This is a genomic window from Pseudomonas fluorescens (genome assembly GCF_902497625.1).
Classification (GTDB): domain Bacteria; phylum Pseudomonadota; class Gammaproteobacteria; order Pseudomonadales; family Pseudomonadaceae; genus Aquipseudomonas; species Aquipseudomonas fluorescens_BQ.
On sequence record NZ_CABVGX010000008.1, the window covers coordinates 128,095 to 144,529 of the forward strand.

General features: G+C 59.1%; 10 protein-coding genes. 6 read left to right on the forward strand and 4 right to left on the reverse strand.

Going from position 1 to position 16,435, the window contains the following annotated elements:
- Positions 1-18: 18 nt before the first annotated feature.
- Both F8N12_RS07555 and F8N12_RS07560 read right to left on the reverse strand, forming a co-directional pair.
- Entirely contained in the window at positions 19-864 is an 846-nt protein-coding gene (locus tag F8N12_RS07555; protein WP_028620815.1) for an AAA family ATPase, read from the reverse strand.
- 231 nt (positions 865-1,095) lie between these two features.
- Complete coding sequence (locus tag F8N12_RS07560; RefSeq protein WP_150579898.1) at positions 1,096-2,172, reverse strand: DUF748 domain-containing protein; 1,077 nt, start codon at positions 2,170-2,172, stop codon at positions 1,096-1,098.
- 126 nt (positions 2,173-2,298) lie between these two features.
- Between F8N12_RS07560 and cysK the strand changes: the two genes are divergently transcribed.
- The gene (cysK, locus tag F8N12_RS07565) at positions 2,299-3,276 is read left to right on the forward strand and encodes a cysteine synthase A (RefSeq protein ID WP_150579899.1); all 978 of its coding nucleotides are present in this window, start codon (positions 2,299-2,301) and stop codon (positions 3,274-3,276) included.
- Positions 3,277-3,474: 198 nt separating this feature from the next.
- The gene (locus F8N12_RS07570; RefSeq protein WP_150579900.1) at positions 3,475-4,413 is read left to right on the forward strand and encodes an aspartyl/asparaginyl beta-hydroxylase domain-containing protein; all 939 of its coding nucleotides are present in this window, start codon (positions 3,475-3,477) and stop codon (positions 4,411-4,413) included.
- Positions 4,414-4,573: 160 nt separating this feature from the next.
- On the opposite strand, the gene F8N12_RS07575 is transcribed toward F8N12_RS07570, so the two are convergent.
- Complete coding sequence (locus F8N12_RS07575; RefSeq protein WP_150579901.1) at positions 4,574-5,482, reverse strand: DMT family transporter; 909 nt, start codon at positions 5,480-5,482, stop codon at positions 4,574-4,576.
- Positions 5,483-5,659: 177 nt separating this feature from the next.
- Between F8N12_RS07575 and aceK the strand changes: the two genes are divergently transcribed.
- The 3 genes from aceK to F8N12_RS07590 all read left to right on the forward strand — a co-directional run bounded on the left by aceK (position 5,660) and on the right by F8N12_RS07590 (position 13,141).
- Positions 5,660-7,381: a bifunctional isocitrate dehydrogenase kinase/phosphatase gene (gene aceK, locus F8N12_RS07580; RefSeq protein ID WP_150579902.1), complete on the forward strand. Its 1,722-nt coding sequence runs from the start codon at positions 5,660-5,662 to the stop codon at positions 7,379-7,381.
- A 385-nt stretch (positions 7,382-7,766) separates the two neighbouring features.
- The gene (gene hrpA / locus F8N12_RS07585; protein WP_150579903.1) at positions 7,767-11,678 is read left to right on the forward strand and encodes an ATP-dependent RNA helicase HrpA; all 3,912 of its coding nucleotides are present in this window, start codon (positions 7,767-7,769) and stop codon (positions 11,676-11,678) included.
- A gap of 341 nt (positions 11,679-12,019) precedes the next feature.
- Positions 12,020-13,141 (forward strand): beta-ketoacyl-ACP synthase III, encoded by a 1,122-nt coding sequence (locus F8N12_RS07590; protein WP_150579904.1) that lies wholly within the window; start codon positions 12,020-12,022, stop codon positions 13,139-13,141.
- Between the two features lie 547 nt (positions 13,142-13,688).
- Here the strand turns inward: F8N12_RS07590 and F8N12_RS07600 are convergent.
- Positions 13,689-14,978 carry a putative porin gene (locus F8N12_RS07600; RefSeq protein ID WP_150579906.1) on the reverse strand — a complete coding sequence of 430 codons (1,290 nt, stop codon included), beginning with the start codon at positions 14,976-14,978 and terminating at the stop codon, positions 13,689-13,691.
- Positions 14,979-15,258: 280 nt separating this feature from the next.
- On the opposite strand from F8N12_RS07600, the gene F8N12_RS07605 reads away from it, so the two are divergent.
- A complete protein-coding gene (locus F8N12_RS07605) occupies positions 15,259-16,383 on the forward strand; it encodes a GNAT family N-acetyltransferase (RefSeq protein ID WP_150579907.1) in 1,125 nt (374 codons plus the stop codon).
- The last annotated feature ends 52 nt before the right edge of the window (positions 16,384-16,435 follow it).

Sequence of the window (16,435 nt, forward strand, 5' to 3'; positions counted from 1 at the left end):
GGCTATCTTCTCAAATGATCAGCGAGTGCCGCGACGGCTCATGAACGCCAGACGCTCAAGCAATTGCACGTCCTGTTCGTTCTTCACCAGCGCGCCGGCCAACGGCGGAATCGCCTTGGTCGGATCACGTTCGCGCAGCACCGCTTCGCCGATGTTGTCGGCCATCAGCAACTTCAGCCAGTCCACCAGTTCTGAAGTCGATGGCTTCTTCTTCAGGCCGGGTACTTTGCGCACGTCAAAGAACACATCGAGCGCTTCGCTGACCAGGTCCTTCTTGATGTCCGGGTAATGCACGTCGACGATCTTCTGCAACGTAGTGCGATCCGGGAATGCGATGTAGTGAAAGAAGCAGCGGCGCAGGAAAGCGTCCGGCAATTCCTTTTCGTTGTTCGAAGTAATGATGATGATCGGACGTTTTTTCGCCTTGATCGTCTCGTCGATCTCGTAAACGTAGAACTCCATCTTGTCGAGTTCTTGCAGCAGGTCGTTGGGGAACTCGATGTCGGCCTTGTCGATTTCATCGATCAGCAGAATCACTCGTTCTTCCGATTCGAAGGCCTCCCAGAGCTTGCCCTTTTTCAGGTAGTTGCGAACGTCGTGGACCTTTTCCGTGCCCAGTTGCGAATCGCGCAGGCGGCTGACGGCGTCGTACTCGTACAGGCCCTGATGCGCCTTGGTGGTGGATTTGATATGCCAGGTGATCAGCTTGGCGCCAAAGGATTCGGCCAGCTGCTCGGCGAGCATGGTCTTGCCCGTGCCTGGCTCACCCTTGACCAGCAACGGACGCTCCAGGGTGATAGCGGCATTGACCGCCAGCTTCAGGTCATCGGTGGCGACGTAGGCCTGGGTGCCTTCGAACTTCATCTGCTAATCCTCGAACGGTGATGCCGGCCTGACGGGAGGGCAGGGCGAATAAATAGAGTCCCCGACTATAACGCGCCGCCCCGTCGACTGTGAACGCAGACGGCGTATTCAGTCTCTGAATGGCGCGTCACATCTTGACTTGGTATGGGGCATGGCCAGTATGGAGCTATCTCCATTCGGGCGATGCAAAAGCGGCCGAGGACCCCGGCCGCTATATCGTTCCTCGAGACGTTAACCGGCATCCGGTTTCGGCCGCTCATAACGGGCGTTGAATGCCTGCACAAAACCGTTACGCAGAATCTGCAGGAAGGCTTCAAACGCATTGACATCCTGCTGGTGCACATTGCCGCTGAGTTCAACGCGGGTGGCGAACTGGTTTTTCTGCTGGTTCTTGAGCACGGTCTCGGTACCGCCGACCAGCGCTTCCCAAACGGAGCGGAACAATCCCTTTTTCTCATTGGCGACATCCTGCTGCCAATTGAACACGTCGACATCGCGCAGCAGTGGCTTGATGTAGCCCTTTAATTGCGCGTTGTTGGCCTCGGCTTCGATGACGACGTCTCCGTGGCCGGCGTTGAAATCGAACTTGCCATAGGCCGACGCGAAGTCGTTCATGCGCTTGAGCTCGATGCCTCTGGCACGCAGACGGAAATCGAAGTCTTCGAAGTCGCTCAGCGGGTCGAACGTGGCCGTGGCTTCCAGTGGCGCATGTCCCAACAGCAACGCCTTGCCTTCGAAGCGGGCGTCGCGCTTGCCCTCGGTATCGACAACGTTGGTCAGGTTGAAAATGCTTGCGTTGATCTGCGTCGCATTCATGTTCACCGGGGGCTTGGAATTGAAGTTGCGGAAGCTGACCTTGCCATCGGAGATGCGCACTTCGTTCAGGGTGATCGGCGCCAGTTTGCCCAACTGTTCACGCCAGTCGGTGCCTTGACCGGTCTGGGAATTCTGTTTGTTGGCGCCGCCGTCGACGAAGTTCACCTCAGGGTTAAAGAACTGTACTTCGGCCACTACGGCATGGTCATACCAGAGCGAGTGCCAGCTAACGGACAGGTCAATCACGGGTGCATTAACGAACGGCACCGGAACCTTGCCGTCGACTTTGACGATCTTCAGGCCATTGATCTTGTAGGCGCCGCGCCACAGTGCCAGATCGACGTCCGTCACCTGGCCGCGATAGTCGCCCATGTCAGCCAGCTTGTCGTTCAAGTAATCGCGGACCATGTAGGGTAAAGCGATATGCAGTGCGATCAGCAGCACAACGAGGCCGACAAGGACCCACAGGGGCCAACTGTATCTGCGTTTCATAATGGCAATTCTCCAGCGGTGTAAAGGCATTGACTGCGCTGTCGGCCGGACGTTCGACTGACTGGACGCCCACGGGCAACAGGCATACCGTTATGGGCTTCTTCAATGCTGTACAAGGACCCAGCCATGAGCCGTATTTTTGCTGATAACGCCCACTCCATCGGCAACACGCCGCTGGTTCAGATCAACCGTATCGCCCCGCGCGGTGTGACCATTCTGGCCAAGATCGAGGGGCGTAACCCTGGTTATTCCGTCAAGTGCCGGATCGGCGCGAACATGATCTGGGACGCTGAAAGCACCGGAAAACTCAAACCTGGCATGACCATCGTTGAGCCGACCTCGGGCAACACCGGGATCGGCCTGGCGTTCGTTGCAGCCGCGCGCGGTTACAAATTGATGCTGACCATGCCCGCGTCCATGAGCATCGAACGGCGCAAGGTGTTAAAAGCCTTGGGTGCCGAACTGGTGCTGACCGAACCGGCCCAGGGCATGAAAGGCGCCATTGAAAAAGCTGCCGAAATCGTAGCGAGCGATCCATCCACTTACTTCATGCCAGGCCAGTTCGATAACCCGGCAAACCCGGCGATCCATGAGAAAACCACGGGCCCGGAAATCTGGAACGATACCGACGGCGCCGTCGATGTTTTGGTGGCTGGCGTTGGAACCGGCGGAACCATTACCGGTGTGTCGCGGTATATCAAGAATACGCAAGGCAAGCCGATTCTGTCGGTTGCGGTTGAACCGGTGTCGTCCCCCGTGATTACCCAGGCGCGGGCGGGTGAGGAAATCAAACCGATCGCACCGCACAAGGTTCAGGGTATCGGCGCCGGGTTTGTGCCCAGGAACCTCGACTTGTCAATGGTTGACCGGGTCGAGCTGGTCACCGACGAGGAATCGAAAGCGATGGCTCTGCGCTTGATGCAGGAAGAGGGGATTTTGTGCGGCATTTCCTGCGGTGCGGCGATGGCAGTGGCAGTTCGACTGGCTGAAACCCCGGAAATGCAAGGCAAGACAATTGTCGTAATCCTGCCCGACTCTGGTGAACGTTACCTGTCGAGCATACTCTTCAGCGATTTGTTCACTGATCAGGAGAACCAGCAGTAAGTGAGCCACTCCATGGGGGATTGATTCACGTCAGCCCCCGTTCAGCCAACCTGTGTTAACTAAAGCTTTATTGCACTTTCATCAACACTGAATATGAAAAGTGCAGGTTTTTCCGCTGGGCTTGAGTGTTTATCATGCCCGGCTGCCGCGTCGGGTAAATGGCGCTGAGTGAAGTTGTTTATAATCAAGGAGTTATTGATGAGCGTTTCCTTTGCCGCGAAGGCTTCGTTGTTGCTGCTGTTCCTGGGCAGCACGCTGTATGTGCATTTGCGTGGCAAGGCGCGTTTACCGGTGCTGCGCCAGTTTGTTAACCATTCCGCGCTGTTTGCTCCCTACAACGCCTTGATGTATCTATTTTCCAGTGTGCCCTCCAAACCCTACCTGGACCGCAGCAAGTTCCCCGAACTGGATGTACTCAAAGACAACTGGGAAACAATCCGCGACGAAGCGATGCACCTGTTCGACGAGGGTTACATTCGCGCCGCCGAGAAAAACAACGACGCTGGTTTCGGCTCTTTCTTCAAAAAAGGCTGGAAGCGTTTTTACCTCAAGTGGTACGACAAACCGCTGCCGTCAGCCGAGGCCCTGTGCCCAAAAACCGTGGCACTGGTCAGTAGCATTCCCAACGTCAAGGGCGCCATGTTCGCCTTGCTTCCAGGCGGCAGCCACCTCAATCCGCATCGTGATCCGTTCGCCGGCTCACTGCGTTACCACTTGGGGTTGTCGACGCCGAACTCGGAAAACTGCCGTATTTTCGTCGATGGCCAGGAGTACGCCTGGCACGATGGGGAAGATGTCATGTTCGATGAGACTTACGTGCACTGGGTCAAGAACGAAACCGGGATAACCCGGGTGATACTGTTTTGCGATGTGGAACGGCCGCTGCGCAATCGCCTGATGGCCCGCATCAACCGTGCGATCAGTGCCTTCCTGGGCCGCGCTACCGCGCCGCAAAATGTCGAAGAAGAACGAGTGGGTGGAATCAATCAGGCCTACGCCTGGAGCAAGCGTTTCAGTGATACCTTCAGTGGCGCGGTCAAACAATGGAAGCGTCGCCATCCCAAGGCGTACCGCGTGATGCGCCCGGTGCTCGCGGTGGTGATACTGACGTTGCTGGGGTATTGGTTGTTCAAGTGATGCGCTCGCAAGTGCCCCCGTTGCAACCGGAGCCGGTCATATCAGCTGTGTTCAATTGCTAGCCGATCACGCGAGGTAATCGGGTGAGAATTCCGTGATCAATTCCGATGGCCTGCAGGAGCTGGCTTGCCGGCGACGGCGCCATCAGCAACAGCGAACATTATCTGGACACCGGCGCGGCAGGCTGCACCACCGCAGGCTTCAACACCAGCCACAACGCCGCCCCGATCAACACGCCGCCATAGATATGCGCCATCGACAGCGGCTCATCCAGCAGCAGCGCACCCCATAGCACCCCGAACGGCGGAATCAGGAAGGTCGTGGTCATCGACTTCACCGGCCCGACCGAGCTGAGCAGGCGGAAGTAAATGATGTACGCCAATGCGGTACATACCAGCCCCAACCCCAGTAACGATAGCCAGACACTCCAGCCGCCCCAGCTCGCCGGGGGCTGGGTGATCACGCTGTAGCCGAACAGCGGCAGCAGGAACAGCGTTGCCCCAAGCATGCTGCCCACCGCCGACAGTCGACTGTCCAGGCCACCGGCCTGATCCAGCCAGCGCCGCGCAAGAAACCCGGCAAAGCCGTAGCAAGTGGTCGCGAGCAGGCAGGCCAGGGCGCCCATCAGCAATTCCATGTCGAACGCCACCGGCCCGGCGCGAGTCAGGATGCCCACGCCGAACAACCCCAGACTCACCCCGCCAAGCTTGGCTGCCGTGAGTTTTTCATGGAAGAACAGGCCGCCAATCAACACGCCCATCAGCGGCGTCGTCGCATTGAAGATCGCCGAGTAACCGGCGGGCAGCACTTGCGCGGCCACGGAGTACAGGGTCGCCGGGATGCCGGAGTTGATCACCCCCAGCAGCATCACGGTCTTGAGCTTGCCTTTGAAATCCCAGCTGATGCGCATCAGCCCGAGGATTACCAGCAGACCGAGCGCTGCAATCGACACGCGAAAAAACGCGGTTGGCACGGTGCCGATGACCGGCGCGATGATGCGCATGAACAGAAAGCTCGCGCCCCAGATCGCTGCCAGCGACAGTAATCGGACAATATCGACAGGGCTCACGGTGCACTCCTTCCTTGCTGGGGGCGAGAGTGTTGCTGAGTGTGTCCTCTACCGCAACCGAAAAACGAGCAGCCAACCCCCGAGGAGAGCACGTAACTCTCGGCAAAAATTCCACTTCTCCTGTACCCGGTTCACTGGCTAAGCTCAGGGCTCGTCAATTCCCGCAGAGGTCTCACCATGCCGCAGCAATGGCCAGCCATCGACATCGCCCGCAGGATCCTTGATGGCTTTGACGATTACCGCGAGCATTTCCGGCAGATTACCGACGGCGCCCGGGCACGGTTCGAGCAAGCGCAATGGCAGGAGGCGCAAACCGCCTCGGCAGCGCGCATAAGCCTGTATGAAGAAAAAGTCGGCGAGACCGTCGGGCGGTTGCGCGAAGCCTTCGAAAACGACACGTTGATGGACGTCAGTTGCTGGCCGCTGGTCAAGAGCGCCTACATCAGCCTGATCGATTTGCGTTTCGATGATGAATTGTCCGAGACCTGGTACAACTCGATTTTCTGCGGACTGTTCAGCCACGACCTGATCAGCGACGGCTGCATGTTCATCCACACCACGCGGCCGAGCCTGCGTCGGGCCCGTGCTGCGCAAACCCGAACCTACAAGCCTCAAGGGCAATTGTCGGTGATGCTGGCGAGCATTTTTGCCGACTACCGCTTCAGCGAGGACTACGCCGACTTGCCCGGCGACCTCAGCCGCCTGGAAACTCAACTGCGCGAGAATTTGCCCGACTGGGTCTGCAAGGACCCGGAGCTGAGCGTTGAACTGTTTTCCTCGGTGCTCTATCGCAACAAAGGCGCGTACCTGGTCGGGAGGATTAACACCCGCGACGAACAGTGGCCGCTGGTGATTCCATTGTTGCACCGCGAAGGGCGCGGGATTCAGATCGATGCGCTGATCACCGATGAAGCGGATGTGTCGATCATCTTCTCGTTTACGCGCTCCTATTTCATGGTCGATGTACCGGTGCCGGCAGAGTTCATCGGTTTCCTGCGGCGCATTCTGCCGGGTAAGCACATCGCCGAGCTGTACACCTCGATCGGTTTCTACAAACACGGCAAATCGGAGTTCTACCGCGCACTGATCAATCACCTGGCCAATACCGACGATCAGTTCATCATGGCCCCCGGCGTGCGCGGCATGGTCATGAGCGTGTTCACCCTGCCGGGTTTCAACACCGTTTTCAAAATCATCAAGGACCGCTTCTCTCCATCGAAAAACGTTGACCGCGCCACCGTGATCGAAAAATACCGGCTGGTGAAGAGCGTTGATCGGGTAGGGCGCATGGCCGATACCCAGGAGTTTGCCGACTTCCGTTTTCCGCTGAGCAAATTCGAGCCGGGGTGTCTCGAGGAACTGCTGGAAGTCGCCGCGTCCACGGTCTCGGTAGAAGGCGACACGGTGTTAATCCGCCACTGCTGGACCGAGCGGCGGATGACGCCGTTGAACCTGTACCTGGAAAACGCCAACGAGGCGCAGGTGCGCGAAGCGCTGGAGGATTATGGGCTGGCGATCAAGCAACTGGCGGCGGCAAACATTTTTCCCGGCGACATGCTGCTGAAAAATTTCGGCGTAACCCGCCACGGGCGCGTGGTGTTTTACGACTATGACGAAATCTGTTTCCTCACCGAGGCCAACTTCCGCCACATCCCGCAGCCGCGCACTCCCGAGGATGAGATGGCGTCGGAGCCGTGGTATTCAATCGGGCCGCTGGATGTGTTCCCCGAGGAGTTTCCACCGTTTTTGTTCGCCGATTCGGGGCAGCGCAAGTTGTTCGATCAGTTGCACGGCGAGTTGTACAACGCCGATTACTGGAAAAGCCTGCAGGAGGCGATCCGGGAAGGCAAGGTGATCGACGTGTTCCCGTATCGACGCAAGGGCCGGGATACCGAATAATCCCTATTTTCATGTAGCAGCTGGCGAAGCCTGCGTCCGAGGACGAAGTCCTCGCAATCCAGAGCCTGTGTAGCAGCTGGCAAAGCCTGCGTCCGAGGACGAAGTCCTCGCAATCCAGAGCCTGTGTAGCAGCTGGCGAAGCCTGCGTCCGAGGACGAAGTCCTCGCAATCCAGAGCCTGTGTAGCAGCTGGCAAAGCCTGCGTCCGAGGACGAAGTCCTCGCAATACGGTGCTCGCAGTGCATTTGAACAACTCTGAACGCAGTTTTCGCGGGCGCTTCGCACTCGAACGCAGGCTGCGCCAGCTGCTACAAGGGATCTCGTTCGTCCTCTAAATCTGCGACAATCGCCCCCCTGCGCCACTAGACGACTGAATTGCGTACCCGATGACCGACGAATCGCCCTCCATCGACAAATTGTTGAAAAACCTCGATCACGCCATGCTCGCCGACCGTCACCGGCTGCGGCGGCAGTTGCTCGAGTTGCGCAAGAAACCTGACGAGGCCAAGCTGGCCCAGTGGGCGACGCGCCTGCAGGCGTCCTGTGATCAGGTGCTGGCGCGGCGTGCCAGTCTGCCGGTGGTGCGTTATGACGACAGCCTACCGATTGCCGCCAAGCGCGACGAGATCAAAGCGGCGCTGCTCAAGCATCAGGTGCTGATCATCGCCGGCGAAACCGGCTCGGGCAAAACCACTCAGCTGCCGAAGATCTGCCTGGAAATCGGCCGCGGTCAGCACGGCCTGATCGGCCACACCCAGCCCCGTCGGATCGCCGCACGCAGTGTCGCCAGCCGGGTCGCCGAAGAGCTCGGCACACCGTTGGGCGCGCTGGTCGGCTATCAAGTACGCTTCGAGGACCAGAGCGATTCGAACACCCTGATCAAACTGATGACCGACGGCATCCTGCTCGCGGAAACCCAGAACGACCGCTACCTCGAACGCTACGACACGATCATTGTCGACGAAGCCCACGAGCGCAGCCTCAACATCGACTTCCTGCTCGGTTACCTGAAAACCCTGCTGCCGCGTCGCCCGGACCTGAAAGTCATCATCACCTCGGCAACCATCGACCTTGAACGGTTCTCCAAGCATTTTGATGATGCGCCGATCGTCGAAGTCTCTGGTCGCACCTTCCCGGTCGAGACCTGGTATCGCCCGCTGACCCTGGAACAGGACGAAGAGGGCAACCGCGTCGAGGATGACTTGACCGTCGACCAGGCAATCCTCGCCACCCTCGACGAAATTGCCGCGTTCGAACGTAGCGAGCGCAAGAGCCCCGGCGACGTGCTGGTGTTCCTGCCCGGTGAGCGCGAGATTCGCGATGCGGCGGACATGCTGCGCAAGGCCCAGCTCAAACACACCGAAATCCTGCCGCTGTACGCGCGTTTGTCACCGGCCGAACAGCAGCGAATCTTCCAGTCACACCCGGGCCGCCGTGTGGTGTTGGCGACCAACGTCGCGGAAACCTCGCTGACCGTGCCAGGCATCCGCTACGTAATCGACAGCGGCACCGCGCGCATCAGCCGTTACAGCTACCGCGCCAAGGTCCAGCGCCTGCCGATCGAAGCTATTTCACAGGCCAGCGCCAATCAGCGAAAGGGTCGCTGCGGACGCGTCGAACCGGGCATCTGCGTGCGCCTGTTCAGTGAAGAAGATTTCCTCGGGCGCCCGGAATTTACCGATCCGGAAATCCTGCGCACCAACCTTGCCGCGGTGATTCTGCAGATGCTTCATCTGCGTCTTGGCGAGATCACCGATTTTCCGTTCATCGAGCCTCCGGATGGCAAAGCCATCAGCGACGGTTTCAACCTGTTGCAAGAGCTGTCAGCGGTGGACCGTAACAGTCAGCTGACTCCGCTCGGTCGTCAGCTGGCGCGGCTGCCGGTTGATCCGCGCATGGGCCGCATGCTGCTTGAAGCGGCGAAGCTTGGCAGTTTGCAGGAAGTGCTGATCGTCGCCAGCGCCATGTCTATTCAGGACCCGCGCGAGCGGCCGCCGGAGCGTCAGCAAGCGGCGGATCAGGCGCACGCGCAGTGGAAAGACGTCGACTCGGATTTCGCCGGGCTGGTCAACCTGTGGCGTGGTTTCGAAGAGCAGCGCCAGGCGTTGACGGCGAGTCCGCTGCGCAACTGGTGCCGCAAGAATTTCCTCAATTACCTGCGGCTGCGCGAGTGGCGCGACTCGCACCGTCAGCTGAGCCTGATCTGCCGCGACATGCAGTTGAGCCTGAACAAAGAACCGGCGGATTATCCGAAACTGCATAAAGCGGTATTGTCCGGCTTGCTCAGCCAGATCGGCCAGAAAACCGAAGACGGCGACTACCTCGGCGCGCGTCAGCGCCGCTTCTGGATTCATCCGTCATCGGGCCTGGGCAAGAAGCGTCCGCAATGGCTGATGACCGCCGAGCTGGTGGAAACCACTAAGCTCTATGCGCGCATGGTCGCCAAGATCGATGCCGACTGGATCGAGCCACTGGCGGGGCACCTGATCAAGAAAAACCACTTTGAACCGCACTGGGAGAAGAAGCGCGGCCAGGTCGTGGCGTTCGAGCAAATCACTTTGTTCGGGCTGATCGTGGTCGGTCGGCGGCCGGTGCATTATGGGCCGATTGACCCGGTGGTTTCGCGCGAGTTGTTCATTCGCGAAGGCCTGGTGCGTGGCGAAATCCAGTCCAGGGCCAAATGCCTGACCGCCAATAAGCAGCTGCTGGAACAACTGGACGAACTGGAAGCCAAGGCCCGTCGCCGCGATATTCTGGCCGACGAAGAAACCCTGTTCGCGTTCTACGATGCCCGGCTGCCGGCCGAGATCCATCAAACCGCAACTTTCGACAGCTGGTACCGGGTCAACAGCCAGAAAGACCCGCAACTGCTGATCATGCGTGAAGAAGACGTGCTGGCCCGCGAAGCCAGTGAAGTCACCGCGCAGCATTACCCGGACACGCTGCACATCGGCGATCTGGAGCTGGCGCTCAGTTACCACTTTGAACCGAACCACCCGCGCGACGGTGTCACCCTGCGAGTGCCGGCGCCATTGTTGCCGATGCTGCCGCCGGAACGTCTGGAGTGGCTGGTGCCGGGGGTGATCGAAGCCAAGTGCGTCGCACTGGTACGAAACCTGCCCAAGGCGCTGCGCAAAAATTTCGTGCCAGTGCCGGATTTCGTCAAAGCCGCATTGCAGCGCATGACGTTCGCCGAGGGTTCGCTGCCGCAAGCGTTGGGCCGTGAACTGTTGCGCATGACCGGTGCACGCGTCAGCGATGAAGCCTGGGCTGAAGCGGCGCAACAGGTGGACAGCCATTTGCGGATGAACCTGGAGATCGTCGACGGTCAAGGTAAATTCCTCGGCGAAGGCCGCGATCTGGCCGAGTTGACCGCACGGTTCGCCGAGGCCAGTCAAGCTGCGCTGGCAGTGCCGCAAACCGCGAAAAGTCAGCAGCCGGTGGAGGCGAAAGTCTTCGCGGCGGTGGCGGAAAAAACCCAGCAGAAGATCGCCGGTCTGTCGATGACGGTGTATCCGGCGCTGGTGGAAGAAGCCGGCACGGTCAAGGAAGGGCGTTTTTCCACCCCGGCCGAAGCCGAGTTCCAGCACCGTCGCGCCTTGCAGCGTTTGCTCATGCAGCAGTTGGCGGAACCGGCAAAATTCCTTCGTGGCAAGCTGCCGGGGCTGACCGAGCTGGGCCTGATGTACCGCGAGTTGGGGCGCATCGACGGCTTGGTGGAAGACATTTTGCTGGCCAGCCTCGACAGCTGCATCCTTGAAGGCGAAGACCCGCTGCCGCGCGACGGCGCCGGATTGGCGGCACTGGCCGAACGCAAACGCGGCGGCTGGACCGAACATGCCGAGCGGTTGGCCAAGCTGACGCTGGAGATTCTCAAGCTTTGGCACGGACTGCAAAAGCGCTTCAAGGGCAAGATCGACCTGGCGCAAGCCGTAGCCCTGAACGACATCAAGCAGCAGATCAGCCATCTGGTGTACCCGGGTTTTGTCCGGGAAACGCCGATGCAGTGGCTCAAGGAGTTGCCGCGTTATTTGAAAGCTGTCGAGCAGCGTTTCGAAAAACTTGCCGCGCAGGTGCAGAAGGACCGGGTCTGGAGCGGTGAGTTGTCTGGCCTGTGGGCGCAATACCAGGCTCGCGCAGGTAAACATGCGCAAGAGGGCAAACGCGATCCGCAGCTTGAGTTGTACCGCTGGTGGCTGGAAGAGTACCGGGTTTCACTGTTTGCCCAGCAGTTGGGGACCAAAGTGCCGATCTCCGATAAGCGGTTGGGCAAGCAGTGGAGTCAGGTCGAGCCTTAGGCCCGAGGCTTGGGCAAAACCCGTGGGAGCGAACCTGCTCGCTATCGGGGCCATCACATTCCACATCCGTGTTGCATGTCAGGCCGCCATCGCGAGCAGGCTCGCTCCCACAGGTTTTTGTTTGCCTGTAGAGGGGGCTTATCCAGCAAACAGGGCGAAAACCGCAGGTTTATGGCAAACTTCGCGCCTATAAACGCCGGTCCCGCGGTTTTGAGCCTTCGACGGTTCGGGCGGATCGGAATAAAGCGATGCCTTGCGTGCTTCCGCGACGGGAGCAGCCCCATTGTGTGTTGGTACGTCGGTGCCAGCGCTTTCTGCCTGAACAGATTAGAGAAACGACCATGCATAACGTCGTCATCAGTGGCACCGGCCTGTACACCCCGGCCAATAGCATCTCCAATGAAGAGCTGGTGCAGTCTTTCAACGCCTATGTCGCGCTGTTCAACGCCGACAACGCGCAGGCCATCGAACGCGGCGAAGTGGCCGCGTTGACCGAGTCCAGCGCTGCGTTCATTGAAAAAGCTTCAGGCATCAAAAGCCGCTACGTCATGGACAAGGACGGCATTCTGGACCCACGGCGCATGGCGCCGCGTTTACCGGAACGGTCGAACGACGAGTGGTCGGTGCTCTGCCAGATGGCCATCGTTGCTGCCGAGCAAGCGTTGCAGCGTGCCGGCAAGACCGCTGCGGACATCGACGGCGTGATCGTCGCCTGCTCCAACCTGCAACGCGCCTACCCGGCCATCGCCATTGAGGTCCAGGAAGCATTGGGTATTGCGGGTTTCGGTTTCGACATGAACGTTGCATGCTCCTCGGCAACCTTTGGTATTCAGGCTGCGGCCAACAGCGTGCAGTTGGGCCAGGCCCGGGCGATCCTGATGGTCAACCCGGAAGTCTGCACCGGCCACCTGAACTTCCGTGACCGCGACAGCCACTTCATCTTCGGCGACGCCGCCACCGCAGTGATCATCGAACGCGCTGATCTGGCGACATCCCCTTACCAGTTCGATGTGGTCAGCACCAAACTGTTGACCAAGTTCTCCAATAACATCCGTAACAACTTCGGCTTCCTCAACCGCGCAGCGGAGGAGGGCATCGGTGCCAAAGACAAATTGTTCGTGCAGGAAGGCCGCAAGGTGTTCAAGGACGTCTGCCCGATGGTCGCCGAGCTGATTGCCAAACACCTGGAAGAAAACCAGCTCAACGTCGGCGACGTGAAGCGCTTCTGGCTGCACCAGGCCAACCTGAGCATGAACCATCTGATTGTGAAGAAGCTGTTGGGCCGCGAAGCGACCGAAGAAGAAGCGCCTGTGATTCTCGACACCTACGCCAACACCAGTTCTGCGGGCTCGGTGATCGCGTTTCACAAAAACCAGGATGACCTGGCCGCCGGTTCGCTGGCAGTGCTCAGCTCGTTCGGCGCCGGTTATTCGATTGGTAGCGTGATTCTGCGCAAGCGTTAATTTGCTGGCACTTCAGAGCAAACAGATACCTTTGCGGTAGCGGGACTTGCCTGCGGTGAGGGGGCTTGTCTGTGGTGAGGGGGCTTGCCTGTGGTGAGGGGGCTTGTCTGTGGTGAGGGGGCTTGCCCCCGTCGGACTGCGAAGCAGTCCTGAAAATATGCCATTCAAAGCATCTGCAAATTTCTGTTTACCAGTATTGGGACCGCTTCGCGGTCCAACGGGGGCAAGCCCCCTCGCCACAGATAAATCCCTTACACAGATAAATCCCTTACACAGATAAATCCCTTACACAGATAAATCCCTTACACAGATAAATCCCCTGCCACAGACAAATCCCCTACCGCAGACAAATCCCAGCCACAGTCGAATCCCTGCCACAGATGAACCCATGCCACAAATAAATCCCCTGCCACGGAATCCCATCACAGGGGCGCTACATGCACAAAAAAACTCGCGCTGCTGTATCGGCCGGATGAGGGGCCGTTACGTCAGCGCGAGTTTGTGAAAGCCGCCCAGGCATCCTTTCCCAGGCTGATTAGCTGCTAAATCAGAACTTGGCTTCAGCATCCAGTTGCAGAGTGTTGATTTTCGAGTCCCGCAGCGTGGCGTTGGTGTAGTCGGATTTTGCCATCAGGTAAGTCGCGCCCAGCGAGAAGTTCTTGTCCAGCTCGTAGCTGACTTTGAACTTGCTGCCACGCGAACCGGTGAAACCGTTGGCGAAGTCGGAATCGGTGAAGGCGCCGACCACGGCGTTGCGCTGTACATCGCGGTAGTTGTAGTCCAGGCCGAAGCCGTAGAACTTGGTCTTGACGCCAGCCAGCCAGCCCATGTCCTGATCGTTGCTGGCGTCGTCGTTGCTGACGACCTGACCGTAGAGCGACAACGGCAATGGCAGACCGCTGATGTCCAGCGAGCCGAAGCCCTCGTACAGTTTGAATTCTTCGCCCGCGCTGTTGCCGTTGATGGCCAGGAGGGTGGTGTCGTTGTCGTTGTCGTAACCATAGACGCTGCCGCCCAAGGTCATTTTCAGGTTGTCGGTGAGCGCGAAGCGAGCACCCAGCTGACCGGCGTACAGGCGCAGGTCATGACGGAACTGCCGCCCTTCGCCGTCGACGTTATCCTTGAGTGTGTAGTGACCAGCGCTGCCGAACAGCTCGACGCCGCCCAACGAATGCTTGTACGTGGCTGCCAGACCTTCAGGGCTGATGTCGGTATCCCAGATGATGTCGCCGGTGCTGACCCATGGCTGTGGCATCTTGCCGCCGATCAGGTGCAGGTCCTTGATGGCGGTTGGGTGATAATCCAGGTATCCCTGATCCAGCCAGATGTCTTTCTTGGTGAAGTAGTTGTCCAGGCTCTGATTGGTCGAGCGCGAATCGTTGTCGCTGCCGGTGGCAACGCGGATACCGACGTCCACTTGCGGATTGATTTCACTGTAAGCGCCAAGGCGCACGCGAATCCGTTGACGATCCTGATCACCGGTATTGGGTACGCCGTCGTTCTTGACCGTCTCCTGGCGCAGACGTACGTCACCTTTGAACTGGGTCTTGGCGGCCCACGCCAGTTTCTGGTCAAAGCTGCTCAGTTCGTTGGTCTTCTTCGCGGTGGCGGCGATTTGCTCGTTGGTCTCCTGCTGAGCCTGACGGGCGATTTGCTGCTCTTTCTGGTCGCGGGCGAGCTCGGCTTGCAGCTCGCTGTGCTGGGCGGCGCTGATCGAGCCGTTCGCCCTGAGCATGTCGAGTAGTTTGGCGTCGACTGCGGCACTGGCCGGAATGCTAAGGGCCAGCAGCAGACCACCACACAGGGCCGCCGCAGTTTTCGTGGAAGCAAGACGCATATCAATCTCCGAAGATGAAGAGGATGACGAATCATCCAGGGCACAACCGACCGTTGTCGGACGGAAACAGTGATCGGGTTTAGAACCCGACGCTCTAAAAACTGGCGCCAGTATCGCGATCGTTTATGACAAGCCGGTGGCAAACTGATGGCGTCTCGATGACGGTGTTGCCCTTCATTGAACTTTCGCCAAGGCACCCTGTCGGCCGAAGGGAGGTGTCTAACCGGCGTTGATAGGCGATACTCGTCGGCTGCCAAGTGTTGAAACGGGAAGGGTATCGATGCCATTGCAACGTCTGGAAAACATGTCCGACATCGGCCCGCACACTTGGGATGCTTTGGTGCCGGAGTCTCAACCGTTCTTGCGGCACGCGTTCCTGAGTTCCCTGGAAGACAGTGGCAGCGTGGGGCCACATTCTGGCTGGCAGCCTGAGCACCTGCTGCACATGGAAGGCGGGCGCCTGATCGCGGCCCTGCCCAGCTACCGCAAATGGCATTCCTACGGCGAATACGTGTTCGATCACGCCTGGGCCGATGCTTGTGAGCGTGCCGGCATCGACTATTACCCGAAGTTGTTGACCGCGGTGCCGTTCAGCCCGGTCAGCGGGCCGCGCCTGCTGGCGGCTTCGGTCGAGGATGGTTTCGAATTGCTCAAGAGCATTCCGGGCTACCTCGACATCGAAGAACTTTCCAGCGCCCACATCAACTTTACCGACCCGTTCACTGACGCCGCGCTGGCTGAACAAACGGGCTGGCTGCAGCGAATTGGCTGCCAATACCACTGGCATAATCGCGGCTACCGGGACTTTCAGGATTTCCTCGACGTGCTCAGTTCGCGCAAGCGCAAGCAAATGCGCAAAGAGCGTGAGCAAGTGGCGGGGCAGGGGATTGAATTCGAATGGCTTGAAGGCAGGCAGCTGGATCAGACACAGTGGGATTTCGTCTATGCCTGTTACGCCAATACTTACGCCGTACGTCGGCAGCGGCCGTACCTGACGCGCGAATTTTTCAGCTTGCTGGCCGAACGCATGCCCGAAGCGATTCGCGTGGTACTGGCCAAACAAGGCTCACGCCCGGTGGCCATGGCGTTCAGCCTGGTGGGCGGCGACAGTTTTTATGGGCGTTATTGGGGGTGCCTGGCGGAATTCGACCGCTTGCACTTTGAAACCTGTTTCTATCAGGGTATGGATTACGCCATCGCCAACGGTTTTCAGCGCTTCGATGCCGGGGCGCAGGGCGAGCACAAACTGATTCGCGGATTCGAGCCGGTGATCACTCACTCCTGGCATTACCTGCGCCATCCCGGATTAAAAGCGGCGGTGAAGGATTTCCTGCAGCAGGAGCGAGTCGGGGTGTTGGCCTATGCCGAAGAGGCGCGGACGGCTTTGCCTTTTCGGCAGGATTGATCTTCGCCCGTAATATTCGGGGTGGCGCTGATCCCTTGTGGGAGCGGGCTTG

Excerpts from the sequence above, each read along its gene's own strand:
- cysK (WP_150579899.1), top strand. The coding sequence starts at position 2,299 with ATGAGCCGTATTTTTGCTGATAACGCCCACTCCATCGGCAACACGCCG.
- hrpA (WP_150579903.1), top strand. The coding sequence starts at position 7,767 with ATGACCGACGAATCGCCCTCCATCGACAAATTGTTGAAAAACCTCGAT.
- aceK (WP_150579902.1), top strand. The coding sequence starts at position 5,660 with ATGCCGCAGCAATGGCCAGCCATCGACATCGCCCGCAGGATCCTTGAT.
- F8N12_RS07590 (WP_150579904.1), top strand. The coding sequence starts at position 12,020 with ATGCATAACGTCGTCATCAGTGGCACCGGCCTGTACACCCCGGCCAAT.
- F8N12_RS07605 (WP_150579907.1), top strand. The coding sequence starts at position 15,259 with ATGCCATTGCAACGTCTGGAAAACATGTCCGACATCGGCCCGCACACT.
- F8N12_RS07570 (WP_150579900.1), top strand. The coding sequence starts at position 3,475 with ATGAGCGTTTCCTTTGCCGCGAAGGCTTCGTTGTTGCTGCTGTTCCTG.
- F8N12_RS07560 (WP_150579898.1), bottom strand. The coding sequence starts at position 2,172 with ATGAAACGCAGATACAGTTGGCCCCTGTGGGTCCTTGTCGGCCTCGTT.
- F8N12_RS07555 (WP_028620815.1), bottom strand. The coding sequence starts at position 864 with ATGAAGTTCGAAGGCACCCAGGCCTACGTCGCCACCGATGACCTGAAG.
- F8N12_RS07600 (WP_150579906.1), bottom strand. The coding sequence starts at position 14,978 with ATGCGTCTTGCTTCCACGAAAACTGCGGCGGCCCTGTGTGGTGGTCTG.